This window comes from Enterobacter sp. Li2LvB3 (assembly GCF_056156645.1).
Window position 1 is genome coordinate 64,313 of sequence record NZ_JBSICG010000025.1, and the last position, 20,006, is coordinate 84,318.

General features: G+C 55.5%; 17 protein-coding genes. 3 read left to right on the top strand and 14 right to left on the bottom strand.

Annotated features, from left to right (window positions below; genetic code table 11):
* Positions 1-8 precede the first annotated feature (8 nt).
* The 3 genes from glgX to asd all read right to left on the bottom strand — a co-directional run bounded on the left by glgX (position 9) and on the right by asd (position 5,503).
* Positions 9-1,982: a glycogen debranching protein GlgX gene (gene glgX / locus ACS603_RS18900; RefSeq protein ID WP_474944715.1), complete on the bottom strand. Its 1,974-nt coding sequence runs from the start codon at positions 1,980-1,982 to the stop codon at positions 9-11.
* A complete protein-coding gene (gene glgB / locus ACS603_RS18905; protein WP_182062824.1) occupies positions 1,979-4,165 on the bottom strand; it encodes a 1,4-alpha-glucan branching enzyme in 2,187 nt (728 codons plus the stop codon). Before glgB ends, glgX begins: the two co-directional genes overlap by 4 nt.
* A 234-nt stretch (positions 4,166-4,399) precedes the next feature.
* Positions 4,400-5,503 (bottom strand): aspartate-semialdehyde dehydrogenase, encoded by a 1,104-nt coding sequence (asd, locus tag ACS603_RS18910; protein ID WP_474944716.1) that lies wholly within the window; start codon positions 5,501-5,503, stop codon positions 4,400-4,402.
* 177 nt (positions 5,504-5,680) lie between these two features.
* Between asd and yhgN the strand changes: the two genes are divergently transcribed.
* Positions 5,681-6,274, top strand: coding sequence for an NAAT family transporter YhgN (gene yhgN / locus ACS603_RS18915; protein ID WP_003861574.1), 594 nt, complete (start codon positions 5,681-5,683; stop codon positions 6,272-6,274).
* A gap of 528 nt (positions 6,275-6,802) precedes the next feature.
* On the opposite strand, the gene gntU is transcribed toward yhgN, so the two are convergent.
* The 5 genes from gntU to ACS603_RS18940 form a co-directional block, all read right to left on the bottom strand.
* Positions 6,803-8,143 (bottom strand): gluconate transporter, encoded by a 1,341-nt coding sequence (gntU, locus tag ACS603_RS18920; RefSeq protein ID WP_474944717.1) that lies wholly within the window; start codon positions 8,141-8,143, stop codon positions 6,803-6,805.
* Positions 8,144-8,146: 3 nt separating this feature from the next.
* The gene (gntK, locus tag ACS603_RS18925; protein ID WP_182062828.1) at positions 8,147-8,674 is read right to left on the bottom strand and encodes a gluconokinase; all 528 of its coding nucleotides are present in this window, start codon (positions 8,672-8,674) and stop codon (positions 8,147-8,149) included.
* Positions 8,675-8,800: 126 nt separating this feature from the next.
* Entirely contained in the window at positions 8,801-9,796 is a 996-nt protein-coding gene (gntR, locus tag ACS603_RS18930) for a gluconate operon transcriptional repressor GntR (RefSeq protein WP_152082572.1), read from the bottom strand.
* Positions 9,797-9,896: 100 nt separating this feature from the next.
* Entirely contained in the window at positions 9,897-10,592 is a 696-nt protein-coding gene (locus ACS603_RS18935) for a pirin family protein (protein ID WP_014072147.1), read from the bottom strand.
* A gap of 123 nt (positions 10,593-10,715) precedes the next feature.
* Positions 10,716-11,753, bottom strand: coding sequence for an oxidoreductase (locus ACS603_RS18940; RefSeq protein ID WP_182062829.1), 1,038 nt, complete (start codon positions 11,751-11,753; stop codon positions 10,716-10,718).
* 255 nt (positions 11,754-12,008) lie between these two features.
* On the opposite strand from ACS603_RS18940, the gene yhhY reads away from it, so the two are divergent.
* The gene (gene yhhY / locus ACS603_RS18945; protein WP_182062830.1) at positions 12,009-12,497 is read left to right on the top strand and encodes an N-acetyltransferase; all 489 of its coding nucleotides are present in this window, start codon (positions 12,009-12,011) and stop codon (positions 12,495-12,497) included.
* 106 nt (positions 12,498-12,603) lie between these two features.
* On the opposite strand, the gene ggt is transcribed toward yhhY, so the two are convergent.
* Positions 12,604-14,346: a gamma-glutamyltransferase gene (gene ggt / locus ACS603_RS18950; protein WP_182062831.1), complete on the bottom strand. Its 1,743-nt coding sequence runs from the start codon at positions 14,344-14,346 to the stop codon at positions 12,604-12,606.
* A gap of 125 nt (positions 14,347-14,471) precedes the next feature.
* Between ggt and ACS603_RS18955 the strand changes: the two genes are divergently transcribed.
* A complete protein-coding gene (locus ACS603_RS18955; protein WP_182062832.1) occupies positions 14,472-14,852 on the top strand; it encodes a DUF2756 family protein in 381 nt (126 codons plus the stop codon).
* Here the strand turns inward: ACS603_RS18955 and ugpQ are convergent.
* The 5 genes from ugpQ to ugpB all read right to left on the bottom strand — a co-directional run bounded on the left by ugpQ (position 14,833) and on the right by ugpB (position 19,810).
* Positions 14,833-15,582, bottom strand: coding sequence for a glycerophosphodiester phosphodiesterase (ugpQ, locus tag ACS603_RS18960; RefSeq protein WP_182062833.1), 750 nt, complete (start codon positions 15,580-15,582; stop codon positions 14,833-14,835). The genes ACS603_RS18955 and ugpQ overlap by 20 nt on opposite strands.
* The gene (locus ACS603_RS18965; protein ID WP_315687140.1) at positions 15,579-16,649 is read right to left on the bottom strand and encodes a sn-glycerol-3-phosphate import ATP-binding protein UgpC; all 1,071 of its coding nucleotides are present in this window, start codon (positions 16,647-16,649) and stop codon (positions 15,579-15,581) included. Before ACS603_RS18965 ends, ugpQ begins: the two co-directional genes overlap by 4 nt.
* Position 16,650: 1 nt before the next feature.
* A complete protein-coding gene (ugpE, locus tag ACS603_RS18970; RefSeq protein ID WP_474944718.1) occupies positions 16,651-17,496 on the bottom strand; it encodes a sn-glycerol-3-phosphate ABC transporter permease UgpE in 846 nt (281 codons plus the stop codon).
* Positions 17,493-18,380: a sn-glycerol-3-phosphate ABC transporter permease UgpA gene (gene ugpA / locus ACS603_RS18975; protein WP_182062834.1), complete on the bottom strand. Its 888-nt coding sequence runs from the start codon at positions 18,378-18,380 to the stop codon at positions 17,493-17,495. Before ugpA ends, ugpE begins: the two co-directional genes overlap by 4 nt.
* Before the next feature lie 113 nt (positions 18,381-18,493).
* Positions 18,494-19,810 carry a sn-glycerol-3-phosphate ABC transporter substrate-binding protein UgpB gene (ugpB, locus tag ACS603_RS18980; RefSeq protein WP_315687144.1) on the bottom strand — a complete coding sequence of 439 codons (1,317 nt, stop codon included), beginning with the start codon at positions 19,808-19,810 and terminating at the stop codon, positions 18,494-18,496.
* Positions 19,811-20,006 lie beyond the last annotated feature (196 nt).

A 20,006-nucleotide genomic window follows, 5' to 3' on the forward strand; every position in this document is an offset into this window, starting at 1 on the left:
CTTTTTTATCATCTCTGGAATACGCACACTCCGTGCGCAGGCCCATGCCAGACTGCCATTACGACCGGGTTATCCTCTCCGGCAAAAGGGGGAATGGCGTGCCACGCCCCATCAGGTAATACAAAATTAACCACGTCTTGCGTGGCGTTTAACGTGATAAGCCAGCGTTCCGAAAGCAGGATTTGCAGGCATGGCGCGCCGCTTTGCCACTCTTGTGCGCTCAGCGGTTGCGCCTCTTTGTTTAACCAGACAACATTGCCATCACCCTCTTCCCACCACTGATTTGCCGTCAGCGCGGGGATGGTCTGGCGAAGATGAATCAGTGCAGCTGTAAAATGCACCAGCCCGCTGTTCGCCTGTTCCCATTCAAGCCAGGTGAGAGTGTTATCCTGGCAATAGGCATTGTTGTTGCCATGCTGGCTGTGTCCATGTTCATCACCCGCCAGCAGCATCGGCGTGCCTTGTGACAACAACAGCGTTGTCAGCAGCGCATGGATGCTGGCGCGGCGTCTCTCGATGATGTCCTGACTACCGCCTAATCCTTCTATACCATGATTAAAGCTATGGTTATTGTTAGTGCCATCGCGATTCTCTTCGCCGTTTGCCTCATTGTGTTTCTGATTGAAACAAACGCAGTCGCGCAGAGTGAAACCGTCATGCGCCGTCACCAGGTTGACGGTGGCAGAAGGTTGTTTCCCATCGCGTTTAAACAGATCGCTGGACGCCGCAAAACGTCCGGCAAATTCCCCCAGCGACACACTTCTTTCCAGCCAGAAGCGGCGCGTGACATCACGGTAATGATCGTTCCACTCGGCAAATAACGGCGGGAAATTCCCCACCTGATAACCGCCATCGCCAATGTCCCACGGCTCCGCAATCAGTTTGACCTGCGAGAGCACTGGGCAGTTTTTTATCACCTCAAACAGCGGCGCCTGTTGGCTGAATGTCGGGGTCCGCCCCATCACCGAGGCTAAATCGAAACGAAAGCCATCGACATGGAACGTTTCAACCCAATACCTCAGGCATTCATACGCATAGTGCGTCACGGCAGGATGGCTGAGATTGAGCGTGTTACCGCAACCGGTCCAGTTGTGGTAATCGCCATCTTCCCTTATCCAATAATAGCTACGGTTATCAATTCCGCGCAGGGAGAGCGTGGGGCCATCAAGATCGCTTTCAGCGCTGTGGTTCAACACCACATCCAGAATGACCTCAATGCCCGCCTCATGCAGCGCCTTCACCGCATCGCGGAATTCATCCCGCGCCTTATCCGGGTGCGCCGCATAGCGCGGCTCAAGCGCAAACATCGCCAGCGGGTTGTAACCCCAGTAGTTGCTCAGCCCCAGTCGTTGCAGGCGCGGTTCGCTGGCAAAATGCGCTACTGGCAGCAGCTCCAGCGCAGTGATCCCCAGATGCTTCAGGTACGCAATCATCACCGGATGCGCGAGCGCCTTATAGGTGCCGCGGATCTCTTTGGGGATCGACGGATGCAGTTGCGTCAGCCCCTTGACGTGCGCTTCGTAAATCACGGTTTTGCCCCACGGCGTGCGCGGCGGTTCGTCACCTTCCCAGTCGTAGAGCTCGTTGACCACCATGCTTTTTGGCGCAACGAGCGCACTGTCGCGGTGATCGGGTTCGCCGTAGCCAACGTGTAAAACCGGGTCGTCAATCAGATCGCCTTCCACGCGGTGCGCGCAGGGGTCGAGCAACAGCTTCGCCGGGTTAAACCAGTGGCCTTGCTCTGGCTCCCACGGGCCATGAACGCGAAAACCGTAGTGCATTCCTGGCCGTCCTCCGGCCAGGTAGCCATGCCAGGTATCCCCTGTGCGTGCGGGCAGGTCGTAACGATGTTCGTTGCCTTCCCCGTCAAACACACACAGTTCCACCCGCTCTGCATGAGCGGAAAAGAGGGTGAAATTCACACCCTTTCCGTCAAAACTCGCCCCGAGCGGTTCGGGTCTACCTGCCGTGAGTTGCGTCATTCACCCTCCCGAACCAGCCAGATTGTGCTCAGCGGCGGCAACGTCAGGCTCAGTGAGTTCGGGCGTCCGTGGCTTTCCATCGCATCACTTTGCACCAGCCCGCCGTTACCCGTGTTACTGCCGTGGTAGTGCATGGAATCGGTGTTCAGTATTTCGCGCCATTTACCGGCCTGATTAATGCCGAAGCGATAATGCTGGCGAGGAACAGGGGTAAAGTTGCTGACGACAATGATCTCGTTGCCTGCTTTATCGCGACGGACAAAGGCCAGCACCGAACGTTCGTTATCGTCCACCACCAGCCACTCGAAACCGTATGCGTCGAAGTCGAGTTCATGCAGGGCTTTATGGTGGCGGTAAGTCAGGTTCAGGTCGCGAACCAGGCGCTGAACGCCGTGGTGCCAGTTGTCGCCGCCTTCGAGCAGATGCCAGTCAAGGCTCCCATCGTGGTTCCACTCGCGCCCCTGGGCAAACTCGTTACCCATAAACAGCAGTTTTTTGCCTGGGAAGGCAAACATCCAGCCGTAGTAGGCGCGCAGGTTGGCAAACTTCTGCCAGGCATCGCCAGGCATCCGGTCGAGAATGGATTTTTTGCCATGCACTACTTCGTCGTGCGACAGCGGCAGCATGAAGTTTTCGGTGTAGTTGTAGAGCATCCCGAAGGTGAGTTTATTGTGATGATACTGGCGATGAACAGGATCGAGCTTCATGTAGTCGAGCGTGTCGTGCATCCAGCCCAGGTTCCACTTGTACCAAAAGCCCAGACCACCCAGTGAAGAAGGGCGAGACACGCCAGCGAAGTCGGTCGACTCTTCCGCCATCGTGACAGCCCCCTCAACCTGCTCACCAATAATGCGGTTGGTGCTGCGCAGGAACTCGATCGCTTCCAGATTTTCGCGCCCGCCAAACTCGTTAGGGATCCACTCCCCTTCTTTACGGCTGTAGTCGCGATAGATCATCGATGCCACCGCATCGACGCGCAGGGCATCAATGCCAAAACGTTCAATCCAGTACAGGGCATTACCTACAAGATAGTTCGCGACTTCACGGCGACCGTAGTTGTAGATAAGCGTGTTCCAGTCCTGGTGATACCCTTCGCGCGGGTCACTGTGCTCATACAGAGGGGTGCCATCAAATTCGGCCAGACCAAAATCATCCGACGGGAAATGGCCTGGCACCCAGTCGAGGATCACGTTCAGCCCGGCGGCGTGTGCAGCACTGATGAAATAGCGGAAGTCATCGCGCGTGCCGAAGCGGCGTGTCGGCGCATACAGCCCGGTGGGTTGGTAGCCCCAACTGCCATCGAAAGGGTGTTCGTTAACTGGCAAAAGCTCCAGATGGGTAAAGCCCATCCATTTGGCGTACGGCACCAGTTGATCGGCCAGTTCGCGGTAGCTCAGCCAGAAGTTGTTATCGGTGTGGCGACGCCATGAACCCAGATGCACTTCATACACGGAAATAGGCGCATCAAAGCGGTTCGCCTGCTTGCGCTCCTCGCTCTGGGTGACCTTTTCCGGCAGGCCGCAAATCAGCGATGCCGTGTCCGGTCGCATCTGCGCTTCGAAGGCATACGGGTCGGCTTTAATGCGCAGCTTTCCGTGCGCGTCAATCATCTCGAATTTATAGAGTTGGCCGTTATTCGCGCCGGGGATAAACAGCTCCCAGATGCCGGTTTCGCGGCGCAGGCGCATCGGGTGACGACGGCCGTCCCAGTAGTTGAACTGGCCGACGACAGACACGCGTCGTGCGTTAGGCGCCCACACGGAAAAACGGGTTCCCGTGATACCGTCCATCGTGTCTGCATGTGCGCCCAGCGTTTCGTAAGGGCGCAAATGGGTCCCTTCAGACAGCAGCCATGCGTCCATCTCCTGTAAAAGAGGACCAAAGCTGTAAGGATCATCAATGAGATTTTGCTGGCCGTGCCAGACAACGGCGAGCTGATAACGGAAAGGGTTTTTACGGCGAGGCATTACGCCCGAAAAAAAGCCGCGTGAATCAAGGCATTCCAGATTGCCCACTTTACGCCCGGTTTTAGGTTCAATGACCCACACTTCTGTGGCATCCGGTAACAGCGCGCGGACTTCAAGCCCGGCGTCGGTACGGTGCATTCCCAGAATGGAAAAAGGGTCGGCGAAATGACCCGCAATAAGCGCATTAATCACGTCTCTATCCACACGATCAGACATGGTATTCATCCTGTTTTTTAGTAATCGCCCCTTTTTAAGCGCCCGGGTGCGATTTTTAATGTGACCTGAACGAAGCTCCTCTCTGCTTCGTCCTACCCTCAGGTAAGAAAGACTCTCCCTTAAAGCATAGCCAACGCTCTAAATGACTCCTGATAAAAAATAAGACATACGCGTTTACTCCATGTAGTACGCAAAAAAAGGGGTGACAATGCACCCCTGAGATTTAACAAATTATTACGCCAGCTGGCGAAGCATTCTGCGCAGCGGCTCGGCAGCGCCCCACAGCAGCTGGTCGCCCACGGTGAACGCGGACAGGTATTCCGGCCCCATGTTCAGTTTACGCAGACGACCAACCGGGGTGGTCAGCGTACCGGTGACTGCCGCCGGAGTCAGTTCACGCATGGTGATATCACGATCGTTCGGCACCACTTTCGCCCACGGGTTGTGCGCAGCCAGCAGCTCTTCAACGGTCGGAATAGACACATCTTTTTTCAGTTTAATGGTGAAGGCCTGGCTGTGGCAGCGCAGCGCGCCGATACGCACGCACAGACCGTCAACCGGAATGGTGTTCGCGGTTGCGAGGATTTTGTTGGTCTCGGCCTGGCCTTTCCACTCTTCGCGGGTCTGGCCGTTATCCAGCTGTTTGTCGATCCACGGGATCAGGCCACCGGCCAGCGGTACGCCAAAGTTATCTACCGGCAGCTCGCCACTGCGGGTGAGCTGAGTGACTTTACGCTCGATATCGAGAATAGCGGACGCCGGGTTGGCCAGTTCAGCCGCAACGCTGTGGTGCAACTGACCCATCTGGGTCAGCAGTTCACGCATGTGGCGCGCGCCGCCACCAGAAGCCGCCTGATAGGTAGCAACAGAAACCCACTCCACCAGTTCCTGCGCGAACAGGCCGCCCAGAGACATCAGCATCAGGCTGACGGTGCAGTTACCGCCAACAAAGGTTTTCACGCCTTTGTTCAGGCCGTCGGTGATCACGTCCTGGTTAACCGGGTCGAGAATGATGATGGCATCGTCTTTCATGCGCAGCGAAGAGGCCGCGTCAATCCAGTAGCCCTGCCAGCCGCTTTCACGCAGCTTTGGATAGATTTCGTTGGTATAATCGCCGCCCTGGCACGTGACAATAATGTCGAGTGCCTTCAGCGCTTCCAGATCGTAAGCATCCTGCAACGTGCCTGTGGTACCACCAAAGGACGGTGCAGCCTGGCCGAGCTGGGAAGTGGAGAAGAAGACCGGGCGGATAGCGTCGAAATCGCGCTCTTCAACCATGCGTTGCATGAGTACAGAGCCGACCATACCGCGCCAACCGATAAAACCAACGTTTTTCATAGCATTTTTTTCCTGGAGAGGTGTGTGCTGTTTGTGCAAACCAGTATTTAACTGGGATATGCTTCACATTACAAAATGCTGCCAAAGTCGCAAGCGAAATTAATCGATGATTGCCAGACAATCAGAAAAGCAGCTAATCATCAGAATGACCATAGAAAGTATCAGGGATAACTTACGATGAGTGAAATCATTTCCGCAGCGGTTTTATTGATCCTGATTATGGATCCACTCGGAAACTTACCTATCTTCATGTCGGTGCTAAAACACACCGAACCGAAGCGCCGCCGGGCAATTATGATCCGCGAGCTGCTGATTGCGTTGCTGGTGATGTTTATCTTCCTTTTCGCGGGCGAAAAAATCCTCGCGTTCCTGAATTTACGCGCAGAAACGGTCTCTATTTCCGGCGGGATTATCCTGTTCCTGATTGCCATTAAGATGATTTTCCCGAGCGCGGAAGGGAGCAGCAGCGGGCTACCAGCGGGTGAAGAGCCGTTTATTGTGCCGCTGGCGATTCCACTGGTTGCCGGGCCGACAATTCTGGCGACGCTGATGTTGCTGTCGCATCAGTATCCGAACCAGATGAGCCATCTGGTGATTGCCCTGCTGATTGCCTGGGGCGGGACCTTTATTATTTTGCTGCAATCGTCGCTGTTTTTACGTCTGCTGGGCGAGAAAGGGGTGAACGCGCTGGAGCGCCTGATGGGGCTGATTCTGGTGATGATGGCGACACAGATGTTCCTGGACGGGATCCGGGCATGGATGAAAGGCTAGCAAGGTAAATGCAAAACGGCAACCACGTTGCCGTTTTTAGTGTCTGCACCCTCTCCCCGTGGGAGAGGGCTGAGGGTTCCCCAGTCATTTTTGTCTTTATTCAGCGATGATATTACGCCATTGAAATAAAAGGCTTACAGCGGCGCCATGGTCCGGCTGAAAATCGCCGAAGAGTTTACGGAAGGCCGGGTTGCCAGGGTAGCGGCGGTGAGCTACCCTGGCACGTTCACGGGTATTGTGGTGATAGAGTAGCAAGGAAAATAAAGTGAACGGAATAACCACCTCAGCCTTATGTTCCCCTGTACACACAAAAAAGCCGGGTGGCGCTTGCGCTTACCCGGCCTACGATTTGAGATTCGGCATTTGAGGTTTTTGTAGGTCGGGTAAGGCGAAGCCGTCACCCGACAAATCCAGCCTCTGCGGCCTGATGCCCTCACCCCGGCCCTCTCCCACAGGGAGAGGGAGCAAACATCAAAAAGGCAACTTACGTTGCCTTTTGCGTTTTCCTTGAGAGGGAGAAAACCGGAGTTAGCTCAGCAGCGTAAACGCAATCATCCCGACAATTGCACCTGTTGTGCCGAGGATAGTTTCCATCAGCGTCCAGGTTTTCAGGGTTTGTGCTTCTGTCGCACCGGTGAATTTACCGAACAACCAGAAGCCTGCGTCATTCACGTGAGACACCACGATAGACCCACCTGCAATACAAATTGACAGCGCGGCCATCTGTGCACCGGAGTAATGCAGCTGTTCAATCACCGGCATCACCAGACCCACGGCGGTTAAACACGCCACGGTCGCAGAGCCCTGAATGATACGCACCGCAGCCGCCAGCACGAAGCAGGTTACCGCAATCGGCAAGCCCATGCCGGTCAGCGCTTCACCCAAAGCCGGGCCCACGCCAGAATCCACCAGCACCTGCTTGAACACGCCACCGGCACCGATCACCAGCAGAATAATACCCGCCGGTTGCAGCGCCGCACCGCAGATCTCCATCACCCGGTCTTTCGGCATCCCCTGACGCATCGCCAGGCCGTAAATCGCCACCAGACACGCCACCAGGATCGCCGTGAACGGATGGCCGATAAACTCAAACCATTCGTAGGCGGAAGACCCGGCCGGAACAAAGCGCGCAGCGATGGTTTTCAGGCCCACCAGTACCAGCGGCAGCAGGATCAGCGACAGGCTGAATCCGAAGGACGGCATTTTGCCTTCGCCCAGGTGCGGCTCGGTAATGTCATCAGGAATGTGCAGCTCAACATAACGGCTGATGAAATTGCCCCACAGCGGGCCGGCAATAATCATCCCCGGAATTGCCGCGCACAGGCCAATCAGGATCATCCAGCCAAAGTCAGCGTGCATCTGGGACGCCAGCAGCATCGGTGCAGGCCCCGGCAGCAGGAACGCTGCGGCGGCGGCCACGCCCGCAAACAGCGGAATAACCAGCTTCACAAGGTTGGTGCCGGTATGGCGCGCCATCGAGAATGCCACGCTAATCAGCAGCACCACCGCCACTTCGAAGAACAACGGCAGCGCACAAATCAGACCGGCCAGACCAATCGCATAGTGCGCGCGGCTGTGGCCGAAGGATTTCAGCATTTTGACGGCTATTTGATCGACTGCGCCCGTCTCATGCAAAATCTTGCCAAACATCGCACCCAGTGCCACGACAATCGCCAGGAAGCCCAGCGTGCCGCCCATCCCTTTTTCCATGGTCGCTGCGATTTTGTCGAGCGGCATTCCGGAAAACAGACCTGCACCAATAGAAACCACCATCAAAGCAACGAAAGCGTGCATACGCGCTTTCATCACTAAAAACAGCAGCAGCAAAACAGAACCTACTGCTGTTAAAACAAGCGTTAATGTACTCACAACTTACTGCCTTTTATTAATAACCTCGATGGTGCTGGCAACAACACCTTCCAGTGACTGATCGATATCAACCACTAAGACATCTTTTTCATCCGAACCCGGCTCCTGCAACGCTTCAAACTGCGTCACCAGCATCTGGGTTTTGAAGAAGTGACCTTTGCGCGCCTTCAGGCGGCTTTCAATCACCTCGAAATCACCTTTCAGGTAGATGAAAGAGAGGTTCGGGTTACCGTCACGCAGCAGGTCGCGGTAGGTTTTTTTCAGCGCGGAACACACAATCAAAGAGACTTTGTTGGTGCGCTGCATCGCGAACGCAGCGTCGTTCAGCGCCTGCAACCACGGTTTGCGGTCGTCGTCGTTCAGCGGTTCGCCTGCGGCCATTTTGGTGATGTTGCTGCGCGGATGGAGGAAGTCGCCATCAAGAAACGCGGCATGAAGTTGATGCGCCACTTCGCTGGCAACGGCAGATTTACCGCTACCGGAAACGCCCATCAGGACGTAAACGTGGTGATCATGATTAGTCGTGCTCAAAGGGAGTCCCTCAGTCAATTGTTACGGGTAACTGTTATCGGTAACATTGTCCTGCCGGGGCAAAACAGAAGCAATATCCAAACGTGCGCGAAGTGAATAAGTGTGAGCTACTTCAAATTTGTCAGGTTAAATAGATCCACCTGGTGACAAGGTGAAACCTAAATCTAACATTTTAGGGGTCACAACCTCACCACGAATGCGCGCCAGCAGGCGTTCTGCGCCAATACGACCCATGCGTTCACGCGGTGTCAGGACGCTCGCCAGACGCGGCTCCATTACCTGGCCAATGTCATGGCCGTGGAAACCAGCAATCGCCATATCATCAGGGATTTTCAGCCCCAGACGCTGACATTCGAACGCCGCACCGACCGCGAGGTCATCGTTGGTGCAGAAAATACCGTCCAGTTGCGGATACTCGCGTCGTGCCTGGCGCATCAACTCAATACCCGACGTATAGGAAGAGGACTGCTCCACCATCACACTGTACGGGGTTAAGTTTGCGTCGAGCATCGCCTGCTCGTATCCCTTCTGTTTGATGATAGTACGTTCATCAAGACGCGCACCCAGGTAGGCCACATGGCGATGACCGCGGGCGATGATCGCCGCGGTCATTTGACGCGCCGCTTCGAAGTTATCAAACCCGACGGCGATATCGAGGCAGGGCGACTGGCTGTCCATCAACTCCACCACCGGGATGCCGGCCACTTCAATCATTTTCAGCGTGCGTGGGGTGTGAGTACGCTCGGTTAAAATCAGGCCGTCGATGTTCCAGGAAAGCATTGATTCAAGACGTTCTTCTTCCAGTTCCGGCTTGTACCCGTAGTGCGCCAGCATGGTCTGATAACCAAACGCATCGGTCACACTTTCGATACCGCGTAATACTTCGGCGAAAACCTGGTTGGTCAAGGAAGGAAGCAAGACACCTACCGCGCGGCTGGTGGCATTGGAGAGAATATCGGGTGCGCGGTTGGGGATATAACCCAGTTCATCGAGGGCAGCGGCAATCTTGCCACGCAACGCCACGGAAACCTGTTCCGGGTTACGTAAAAAACGGCTGACCGTCATTTTGGTCACACCGACGCGATCGGCTACATCCTGAAGTACGGGGCGTTTCTTTTTCATCGTCCTGAGAAATCTTAAGTGATAGATTTTCTCAGTTTATCACGGACAAAGCCCATCCTTCCCCTTTCAGAGGGAAGGATGGGCAATTATTTATGAATTATCAAACCGGCGGCAGATCGAACAGCAGAATTTCGCTTTCGCTGTCGGCATGAACGGACAGTGCCTGCTCATCCCAGATTGCCAGGCCATCAGCCGTGGTGGCTTTAGTACCGTTAATGGTCACTTCACCTTTCACCACCTGGATCCACACGCGGCGGTTGGCAGCAATCTGATGCACAGACTGTTCGTTTTTCGCCAGCGCCCAGCGATACAGTTCCATATCCTGGTTCACTTTCAGGGAACCTTCACGCGCATCCGGGGACAGCACCAGCTGTTTGCCCTGCTCTGCGTCGAAACGACGCTGTTCGTAACGCGGCGTGATGCCGGTTTTTTCTGGAATGATCCAGATTTGATACAGGTGCAGTTTTTCCGTTTTGCTTGGGTTGTACTCAGAGTGACGCACCCCGGTACCCGCGCTCATAATCTGGAACTCGCCCGCCGGAACCTGCTCTTTGTTGCCCATGCTGTCCTGGTGCTCAACCGCCCCTTCCAGCACATAAGTCAGGATTTCCATGTCTTTGTGCGGATGGGTTCCGAAGCCCTGGCCTGCGTCAATCACGTCGTCGTTAATCACGCGCAGTGCAGAGAAGCCCATGAAATTCGGGTCGTAGTAATCAGCAAACGAGAATGAATGCCATGAGTCCAGCCAGCCATGATTCGCGTGACCACGTTCGTTTGCTTTGCGTAAGTAGATCATTGTTTTCACCCTTAGTTCGTTTCGATGGAGTAAGTGTGGACGTAAACGGCCTGGGATCATAGAGGGTGAAAATTGACTCCTCTGTTCAAAAAATATGAATAATTACAGAGGAGCCATTTTTACTTATCTGGCGAGGGTTATCGTGGCAGGAGAAGCCTGTGCAAAGGCCCGTTCAAGGATTTCAAGGTTGGTCAGAACTTCAGTTTCCTTGACGTAATTCGGCGCGCCGTTGCTGAGGGTGTCAAACAACGCATCGTACACGCGGCCATAGTCGCCCGTTTCAGGTGCCAGTTCTTCCCTGACCGTTACGCCATCGTCATTCACGTACTCCAGCACGCCCACGGAATCATCCGCCGCAAAACCGGGATCGCCCGGCATGATATTGGCCTTCAGGCTGGTTTCCTGCTGGTCAATGCCGTACTTGATAAACGACCCTTTCGTGCCATGGACGATGAATTTCGGATAGTCGATTTTCACCAGATGGCTGGTTTTGACGATGGCCTTCAGGTCGCCGTAAAACAGCTGCGCTTCGAAGGTATCGTCCGGGTTGGCTTTATTACGAAGGCTGCGGATGTCATAGGCCACGTCACCCGGGCGGCCAAACAGAGAGATAATTTGGTCCATCGTATGCACGCCCAGGCCATAGAACGCGCCATCCTGCGGCTGGCCGGGTTTGGTTTCCGCCACCGGACGGAAGTAATCAAAATGGCTTTCAACCTCAACGATATCACCGAGCTTGCCGCTCTCAATCGCCTTTTTTGCCGTCAGGAAGCAGCTGTCAAAACGGCGATTCTGGTATGGCGTGACGATCAGCCCTTTGCTTTTCGCCAGCGCAAACAGGGTTTTCGCTTCGGCAAGCGTCGGGGTGAACGGTTTTTCCACCAGCACATTTTTCCCGGCTTCCAGCGCGCGTTTTGCGTAGTCGAAATGGCTGTCAGCGTGGGTACAAACGATAACCAGTTTGACCTGCGGATCGCTTAAGACTTCATCAAGGTCGCTGGTGAAATGAATATGGGAATACTGCGGGGATTGCTCTTCAGGTTTCGCGCTGCGGCGGTAGACGTGGGCAACGTGCCAGCGGTCTTTACGGTTGAGAACATACGGCAGGTGATACCGGGTGGTGCTTTTACCAAATCCAATAAATGCGCAATGTAGGGTCATGGCTCAGTCCTTTTGGAAGGTTACTGGGACTTACCATAACAAAAAAAAAGCCAGCTAGAAGCTGGCTAAAGTAATACTGGAAGCAATGTGAGCAATGTCGTGCTTTCAGGTTCCCGTAGCGGTTCTCCTGAATGCGAGACAATAATAATCATTCTCATTCGCACTTGTCCAATACTTTTTGCAAAAAATAGCGGTTGACTCAAGTTTTAAAGTCACTGATGTTGAAAGAGACATTAACCCACAGAGGACGAAGGAATGAGTGAGATAGTGATACGCCACGCTGAACCGAAAGATGCCGAAGCATTACGCCAGAATTATATGCATCCGGAGGTGTATCACGACACGCTACAACTACCTCATCCTTCCCTTGAGCATTGGCAGGAACGCCTTATCCCTAAGCCTGGCCAAAAACGCCTGGTGGCCTGCATCGACGAGAAAATCGTCGGCGATCTGGCGCTTCAGGTGGAAGCAAGCCCGCGCCGCAGCCACGTGGCAACCTTTGGTATCAGCGTTGCAGCACAGGCTCAGGGGCGCGGAGTCGGCAGCGCGTTAATGCGTGAGATGATCAACCTTTGCGACAACTGGATGCGCATCGACCGTATTGAGTTAACGGTGTTTGCTGATAACCCGCCAGCGCTGGCGTTGTACCGGAAATTTGGTTTCGAAATTGAGGGTACGGGCAAGAAATTCGCGCTGCGCAACGGCGAGTATGTGGATGCCTATTATATGGCAAGAATGAAGTGACACACTCCCCTCACCCCGGCCCTCTCCCCATAGGGGCGAGGGAGAAAAGACCCCACCGTGCAATCCCCTCTCCCCTATGGGGAGAGGGTTAGGGTGAGGGGAATAATCAGTACCCTGCCGTTAAATCATCCACCGAACGCGGATCCGATGCCCCAAACAGCGCACCGTCCGGCCCGACCATAATGCTCTGGGTGCTGCCCATCGCCTCTTTCACGGCCACTTTTTGCCCGCGCTGCTCCAGCAGTTTGAGGGTGTCCGGGCTAAAGCCCTTCTCAACGCGCAGCTCATCCGGCAACCACTGATGGTGGAAACGTGGGGCGTTAGTGGCTTCCGCCACGTTCATCCCAAAATCGATACTGTTCACCACCATTTGCAGCACGGTCGTGATAATACGGCTGCCACCAGGGCTACCGGTCACCAGCCAGGTTTTACCGTCTTTCACCACGATAGTGGGCGACATAGACGACAGCGGACGTTTCTTCGGCCCGACGGCGTTGGCATCACCACCCACCAGCCCGTAGACGTTTGGCACGCCCGGTTTGGCAGAGAAATCATCCATCTCGTTATTCAGCAGAATACCGCTGTTACCCGCCACAATCCCGGTACCGAAGGTGGTGTTAAGCGTGTAGGTCACCGCCACCGCGTTACCGTCTTTATCCACTACCGAGAAATGCGTGGTCTGGTTGCTTTCATACGGTGCCAGCTTGCCGGGGCGGATTTCACTCGACGGTTTAGCTTTATTGATATCAATCTCATCAGCAATGGATTTGGCATAGGCTTTGTTGGTCAACGCCTGCCACGGCACCTTCACAAAGTCCGGGTCACCAAGATATTCCGAACGGTCGGCGTAGGCGCGTTTTTCCGCCTCCGCCATCACCTGCATGGCATCCGCGCTGCCGAAGCCAAACTTGTGCATATCGAAGTTTTCAAGAATGTTGAGGATCTGCACGATGTGGATCCCGCCGGAAGACGGCGGCGGCATAGAGAACACCTGATAACCACGATAGCTTCCGCTAATCGGCTCGCGCTCAACCGCCTTGTACTCAGCCAGATCCGCTTTGGTGATTAACCCGCCGTTCTTTTGCATCTCTTCGGCAATCTGGTCCGCTATCGCCCCTTTGTAAAAGGCATCCGGCCCGTGCTCCGCAATCAGCTCCAGGCTTTTCGCCAGGTTTTTCTGCACCAGCCTGTCGCCTTTTTTCAGCGGCTCGCCATCTTTCCAGAAGATGGCCTTACTGTTTTCATGATTCGGGATCACTTCGCTGCCGTAGGTTTTCAGGTCGTCAGCCAGCGCATCGTTTACCACAAAACCGTCTCGCGCCAGTTTAATGGCAGGCTGCACCACTTTATTGAGCGGCATCGAGCCGTATTTTTCCAGCGCCAGGGAGAAGCCTGCCACCGTACCCGGCGTGCCGGATGCCAGGTGCGACGTCAGCGATTTTTTGCTGTCCGGGTTGCCCTGGTCATCAAGGAACATATCGCGGGAAGCCTGATTCGGCGCCATTTCGCGGAAGTCGATGGCCGTGGTTTTGCCATCTTTGGTGCGCAGCATCATAAAGCCGCCACCGCCCAGGTTACCGGCCTGCGGGTGCGTTACCGCCAGCGCGTAACCCACAGCCACCGCCGCATCTACCGCGTTCCCACCCTGCCTGAGAATATCCACGCCTACTCGCGTGGCCATCGCATCAACCGATGCCACCATGCCATGCGTCGCCCGCACGGGATGAAACACATCTTCCTCCACGCCGTAGGACACTGGCGGAGCGGCTGGCGGGTTCGCCGCCACGCTAAATGTGCCGCTGGCCATTAACGCCGCGATTGCAATCCAGCGCAAATATGTTGGTTTCATAGTTATTGTTCTCCAGGTGAAGGGATCCATATGCCCGGGTTAAGCCTGGTTCACAACTCCTAAAAAATCATTGTTATGCTGGATCCGGGGTAAACTTAAGAAAAGCCTCAGAGGGGGAGAAAACCATGAAACGATTACTGATCCTGGCCGCATTGTTACCTTTTGCTGCACTTGCACAGCCACTCAACACCATGAATAACCCGAACCAACCGGGCTATGTCATTCCGAGCCAGCAACGTATGCAAACGGAAATGATGGGCCAACAGCAGCAACAAAAAGGGATGCTCAACCAGCAGTTGAAAACGCAAACCCAACTCCAGCAGCAGAGCCTGCAAAATCAAATGAATGCCAATACTCAACGCATTCAGCAGGGTCAGGTACGTGAACAACCGCTGCCAAATCAAAACGGCGGCATGTTAGGCGGGGGAACAACGCAGAGTAGCGGACAGCAGCATATGCTGCCGTCGCAGTCGAATGGCAGTATGCTTAATAATCCGCAGAATTAAAAGCCGGGCCAATCTGGTCAATGGCGTCAGTGCAGATGCTATCCACACCCCAGCGTAGCAGTTCGGCTGCACGCTGGGGTTTGTTGACGGTGTAGACCAGAATATGCAGCCCCGCCGCTTTTAACATCTTCACCCGCGCTTCATCCAGCAGCTTGTGGTTCAGGTGAATCGACACGCAGGCTAAACGCGTGGTTAGCGCGTGCCAGTCTTCACGCCACTCATCCAGCAGTAACCCGCGCGGCAGTTCCGGTACGGCCGCCTGAGCCGCTTCCAGCGCGTCAATTTCAAACGACGAGAGTAACGGCGCGGTCATCCCTTCCCACAGTTCGCGTGCGGCCAGGGCAATCACCTTGCCGGTTATCGGCCCGGTGCCGGTGGTCGGTTTGATCTCAATGTTGGCCATCATCCCGTGTTGACGACAGCGGTCGGCCACTTCCGCCAGCAGCGGCAGTGGTTCGCCTTTGAATTCGCCGCTGAACCAGCTTCCGGCATCCACTTTCAGCAGGTCGCGCCACGGCAGCTCACCCGCGACACCCCAGCCGTTGCTGGTGCGTTCAAGGTTGTCATCGTGCAGCAGAAAAATTTCGCCGTCTTTCGACAGCTTGGCGTCGAATTCGATCATCGTGTGACCATAACGCGCACCGGTGTCGATGGCCGCCAGGGTGTTTTCCGGCGCCAGTTTACCGCCGCCACGGTGGGCGACGATGTGGGGATAAGGCCAGTTACTCATATGCGTTGTCCTGTTTCACCGTCAAATAAGTGCAGGTGATTTTCCGGCAGATGCAGCCACAGCGTGCTGCCTGCTTTAGGGCGTTCCTGATGTGCCAGACGCACCACCAGTTTTTGCTCGCCCCAACGTCCGTGCGCCAGGTTGTCTGCACCCAGCATCTCCAGCGTGTCCATCACCAGCGGCACGCCGCCTTCCGCCTGAGAGGTCAAGCCAATATGCTCCGGGCGGATCCCGAGCGTCATTTTACGCCCGGCGTAGCCACGATAGTACCAGTTGACCGGCAAAGCCATACCGCTTTCCAGCTCAAAATGGGTACCCGCGCTGCTGATACGCCCTTCCAGCAGGTTCATTGCCGGGCTGCCGATAAAGCTCGCCACAAAGCGGGTGGCCGGTTTTTCGTACACTTCAACCGGGGTGCCAATCTGCTCGGCGATCCCTTTATTCATCACCATCACGCGCTGGGCAAGCGTCATCGCTTCGACCTGGTCGTGGGTCACGTACAGGGATGTCGTTTTAAGACGATGGTGCAACTGTTGCAACTCAAGGCGCATCTGCACACGCAGCTTGGCATCCAGGTTTGAGAGCGGTTCATCGAACAGGAACACCGCCGGGTCACGCACGATAGCGCGGCCCATTGCCACGCGCTGACGCTGGCCACCGGAAAGCTCGCGCGGGCGGCGTTTGAGAAGGCCGTCCAGCTCCAGAATACGGGCCGCTTCTTTGACGCGCTCATCGATATGGCTTTTACCCATACCGCGGATTTTCAGCCCCCAGGCCATGTTCTCTTCCACGCTCATGTGCGGATAAAGCGCATAGTTCTGGAACACCATCGCGATACCGCGGTCTTTTGGCTCCATTTCGGTGACGCGCTGGCGGTCAATCCAGATATCGCCGGATGTCACGCGCTCAAGCCCCGCCACCATGCGCAGCAGCGTCGATTTGCCGCAGCCTGACGGGCCAACCATCACGATAAATTCTCCGTCCGCCACGTCGAGCGTTAACGGCTGAATGACCTGGGTTTTGCCGTCCCAGCTTTTGGTTACTGCCTGAAGTTTTAAACCTGCCATCTTATTTCTCGCTATCGACCAGGCCGCGGACAAACGCGCGCTGCATGGCTAAAACAATGACTACGGGTGGGATAAGGGTGAGCAGCATTGCCGCCATCACCTGGTTCCAGAGGGTGGTGCCTTCGCCGGTGGCGATCATGCCTTTGATGCCCGCCACGGCGGTGCCGAGGTTGACGTCCTGGATAATCAGCAGCGGCCAAAGATACTGGTTCCAGCCGTAGATAAAGGTGATCACAAACAGCGCCGCGAGGTTGGTTTTCGACAGCGGCAGCACGATGTCGCGGAAGAAGCGCATCGGTGAAGCGCCGTCGATACGCGCGGCTTCAATCAGTTCGTCCGGCAGGGTCATAAAGAACTGGCGGAACAGGAAGGTGGCGGTCGCCGAGGCCATCAGCGGCAGGGTTAAGCCCGCGTAACTGTCCAGCATCTTGAGGTTGGCGATCACTTCCACCGTTGGGAAAATACGCACTTCCACCGGCAGCATCAGGGTGATGAAGATCATCCAGAAGAACAGGTTACGCAGCGGAAAGCGGAACCAGACGATGGCGAAAGCCGAGAGCATCGACACCGTGATTTTGCCGACCGTAATGCCGAACGCCATGATGAAGCTGTTAAGCATCATCAGCCAGAACGGTGCGCTGTTGGCGCCCACGCCCTGGGTCCTGATGGTTTTCATGTTCTCGAACAGATGCCCGCCCGGGATCAGCGTCATGGGGGTGTCGAACACCGCTTTGGTATCAAGCGTGGCGGCAACAAAAGCCACGTACAGCGGGAACAGAATGACGATGATGCCCAGAATGAGCATGGTATGGCTGAAAATCGTCAGCCCGCGACGGTTCTCAATCATTGGTAGCGCACCTTACTTTCGACATAACGGAACTGCACCACCGTAAGGATGATGACAAGGAACATCAGCACGACGGACTGCGCGGCAGAGGCCGAGAGATCCAGGCCGGCAAACCCTTCGCGGTAGATCTTATAGATAAGCGTGGTGGTCGCCTGCACCGGGCCACCGGCGGTGGCGGCATCGATCACCGGGAAGGTGTCGAAGAAGGCGTACACCAGGTTGACCACCAGCAGGAAGAAACTCACCGGGGCGATCAGCGGCAGCGCCAGCTTAAAGAAGCGACGGATCGGGCCTGCGCCATCAATCGCGGCCGCCTCAACCAGCGAGCGCGGAATGGATTGCAGCGCGGCAAAGAAGAACAGGAAGTTATAGCTGATCTGCTTCCATACAGAGGCGAACACCACCAGAAACATCGCCTGGCCACTGTTCTGCGCGTGGTTCCAGTCGTAGCCAAACTCCGCCAGAAAATGGGTAATCAGCCCGCGCCCCGGGTTAAACAGGAAGATCCACAGCACGGCGGCGACGGCAGGCGCAACAGCGTATGGCAGCAGCATTAACGTCTGATAAATACGGCTGCCACGCACCACATAATCCACCAGCGCGGCAAAGAACAGCGAGGCGACAAGGCCGCTCACGGTCACCAGGGTGCTGAATTTGATCGTTGTCCAGAAGGCGTCGATATAGTAGCTGTCATGCCACAGGGCTGCGAAGTTATCCAGGCCAACGAACTGGCTGGAAAGGCCAAATGGATCAACGCTTTGCACCGAGTACCACAGCGCTTCGCCCGCAGGCCAGATAAAGAAGATGACGGTGATGACCAGTTGCGGCGCGACCAGCAGATACGGCAGCCAGCGCGAACGGAACACCGGACGGGATGATGACATAGGTTAGCTCAGGTTGGTTTCCCCTCACCCTAACCCTCTCCCCAAAGGGGCGAGGGGATAATTACACCCTCTCCCCTTTGGGGAGAGGGCCGGGGTGAGGGGTAAGGTTTTAATTACGATTTGGTCGACTGCTCAAAGCGGCGCAGCAGCTGGTTACCACGTTCTACCGCTGAATCCAGCGCCTGCTGTGGCGTTTTCTTGCCGGTCCACACGCTTTCCAGCTCTTCATCGACGATGGTACGGATCTGCGGCATGTTGCCCAGACGCAGACCTTTCGTGAACGGCAATGGCGGCTTGTTCAGCATCTGACGCGTGGCGATATCCGCACCCGGGTTCTTGTCATAGAAGCCCTGCTGACGGGTCAGGTCATACGCGGCTTTGGTGATTGGCAGGTAGCCGGTCTTCTGGTGCCATTCGGCGGCATTTTCTGGCTTCGCCAGGAAATCCAGGAACTCGGCAACGCCTTTGTAAGTCCCGTTGTCTTTACCTTGCATCACCCACAGGCTTGCCCCGCCGATGATGGCGTTCTGCGGTGCGCCTTTCACGTCAGCGTCGTAAGGCATCATGCCCACGCCGTAGTTGAATTTGGCGTAATGACGGATATCCGCCAGCGAGCCGGAAGAGGCGGTAGTAATGGCGCAATCACCGTTGTAGAACTTCTCGGTGGATTCGTCTTTACGGCCGAAGTAGCTGAAATCGCCCTTCTTGTTCAGTTCTTCCAGCAGCGCGATGTGTTTCACCTGCTCTGGTTTGTTGAACTCCAGTACCGCGTCAGTGCCGTCGAAACCGTTGTTTTTGGTGGCAACCGGCAGGCCGTGCCAGGCGCTGAAGTTCTCAATCTGGATCCAGCCCTGCCAGCCACTCGCATAACCACACTTCATCCCCGCGGCTTTCAGCTTCGCGGTGTACTCAGCCAGATCCTGCCAGGTTTTTGGCGGCTGCTCTGGATCTAAACCGGCTTTCTTGAAGGCGTCTTTGTTGTAGTACAGAACAGGGGTGGAGCTGTTAAACGGCTGAGACAGCAGGTGGCCGGTTTTGGAGTCGGTGTAGTAACCGGAAACGGTCGGCACGAACTGGGATTCGTCGAACTTGATACCCGCGTCTTTGAACACTTCGTACACCGGTTTAATGGCTTTAGAAGCCATCATGGTGGCGGTGCCGACTTCATAAACCTGTAACAGTGCAGGCGCGTTGCCGGTACGGAAAGCAGCAATGCCCGCACTCAGGCTCTGCTCGTAGTTACCTTTGTACACCGGCACAATTTTGTAATCCGGGTGGGTGTCGTTGAAACGTTGCGCCAGGGAGTCAACTTCTTTACCCAACTCCCCTTCCATGGAATGCCAGAACGGAATGGTGGTGACAGCCATTGCGTTCGTCGCAAAAGCCAGACCAATTGCCAGACCCAAAGCTGTGTGTCGTAACGATGTCATTGTCATCTCTCTTATTGTGCCGGATGCGCGATATCACGCGTTTTATGCTCGCGAGGTAACATGACATGCTCGAATGACAGAAAAATAACTGTTTATTTACAGAATGATGACAACAAAGCGTCAGGGGGATGATGGTTGTGTGAAGGGGATTGGGGTTTGGTTGCGGTCTGGTGCCCTCACCCCGACCCTCTCCCTC

Coding starts and splice junctions, on each gene's coding strand:
- glgX (WP_474944715.1), bottom strand. CDS start 1,982: ATGACGCAACTCACGGCAGGTAGACCCGAACCGCTCGGGGCGAGTTTT.
- glgB (WP_182062824.1), bottom strand. CDS start 4,165: ATGTCTGATCGTGTGGATAGAGACGTGATTAATGCGCTTATTGCGGGT.
- asd (WP_474944716.1), bottom strand. CDS start 5,503: ATGAAAAACGTTGGTTTTATCGGTTGGCGCGGTATGGTCGGCTCTGTA.
- yhgN (WP_003861574.1), top strand. CDS start 5,681: ATGAGTGAAATCATTTCCGCAGCGGTTTTATTGATCCTGATTATGGAT.
- gntR (WP_152082572.1), bottom strand. CDS start 9,796: ATGAAAAAGAAACGCCCCGTACTTCAGGATGTAGCCGATCGCGTCGGT.
- ACS603_RS18935 (WP_014072147.1), bottom strand. CDS start 10,592: ATGATCTACTTACGCAAAGCAAACGAACGTGGTCACGCGAATCATGGC.
- ACS603_RS18940 (WP_182062829.1), bottom strand. CDS start 11,753: ATGACCCTACATTGCGCATTTATTGGATTTGGTAAAAGCACCACCCGG.
- yhhY (WP_182062830.1), top strand. CDS start 12,009: ATGAGTGAGATAGTGATACGCCACGCTGAACCGAAAGATGCCGAAGCA.
- ggt (WP_182062831.1), bottom strand. CDS start 14,346: ATGAAACCAACATATTTGCGCTGGATTGCAATCGCGGCGTTAATGGCC.
- ACS603_RS18955 (WP_182062832.1), top strand. CDS start 14,472: ATGAAACGATTACTGATCCTGGCCGCATTGTTACCTTTTGCTGCACTT.
- ugpQ (WP_182062833.1), bottom strand. CDS start 15,582: ATGAGTAACTGGCCTTATCCCCACATCGTCGCCCACCGTGGCGGCGGT.
- ACS603_RS18965 (WP_315687140.1), bottom strand. CDS start 16,649: ATGGCAGGTTTAAAACTTCAGGCAGTAACCAAAAGCTGGGACGGCAAA.
- ugpE (WP_474944718.1), bottom strand. CDS start 17,496: ATGATTGAGAACCGTCGCGGGCTGACGATTTTCAGCCATACCATGCTC.
- ugpA (WP_182062834.1), bottom strand. CDS start 18,380: ATGTCATCATCCCGTCCGGTGTTCCGTTCGCGCTGGCTGCCGTATCTG.
- ugpB (WP_315687144.1), bottom strand. CDS start 19,810: ATGACATCGTTACGACACACAGCTTTGGGTCTGGCAATTGGTCTGGCT.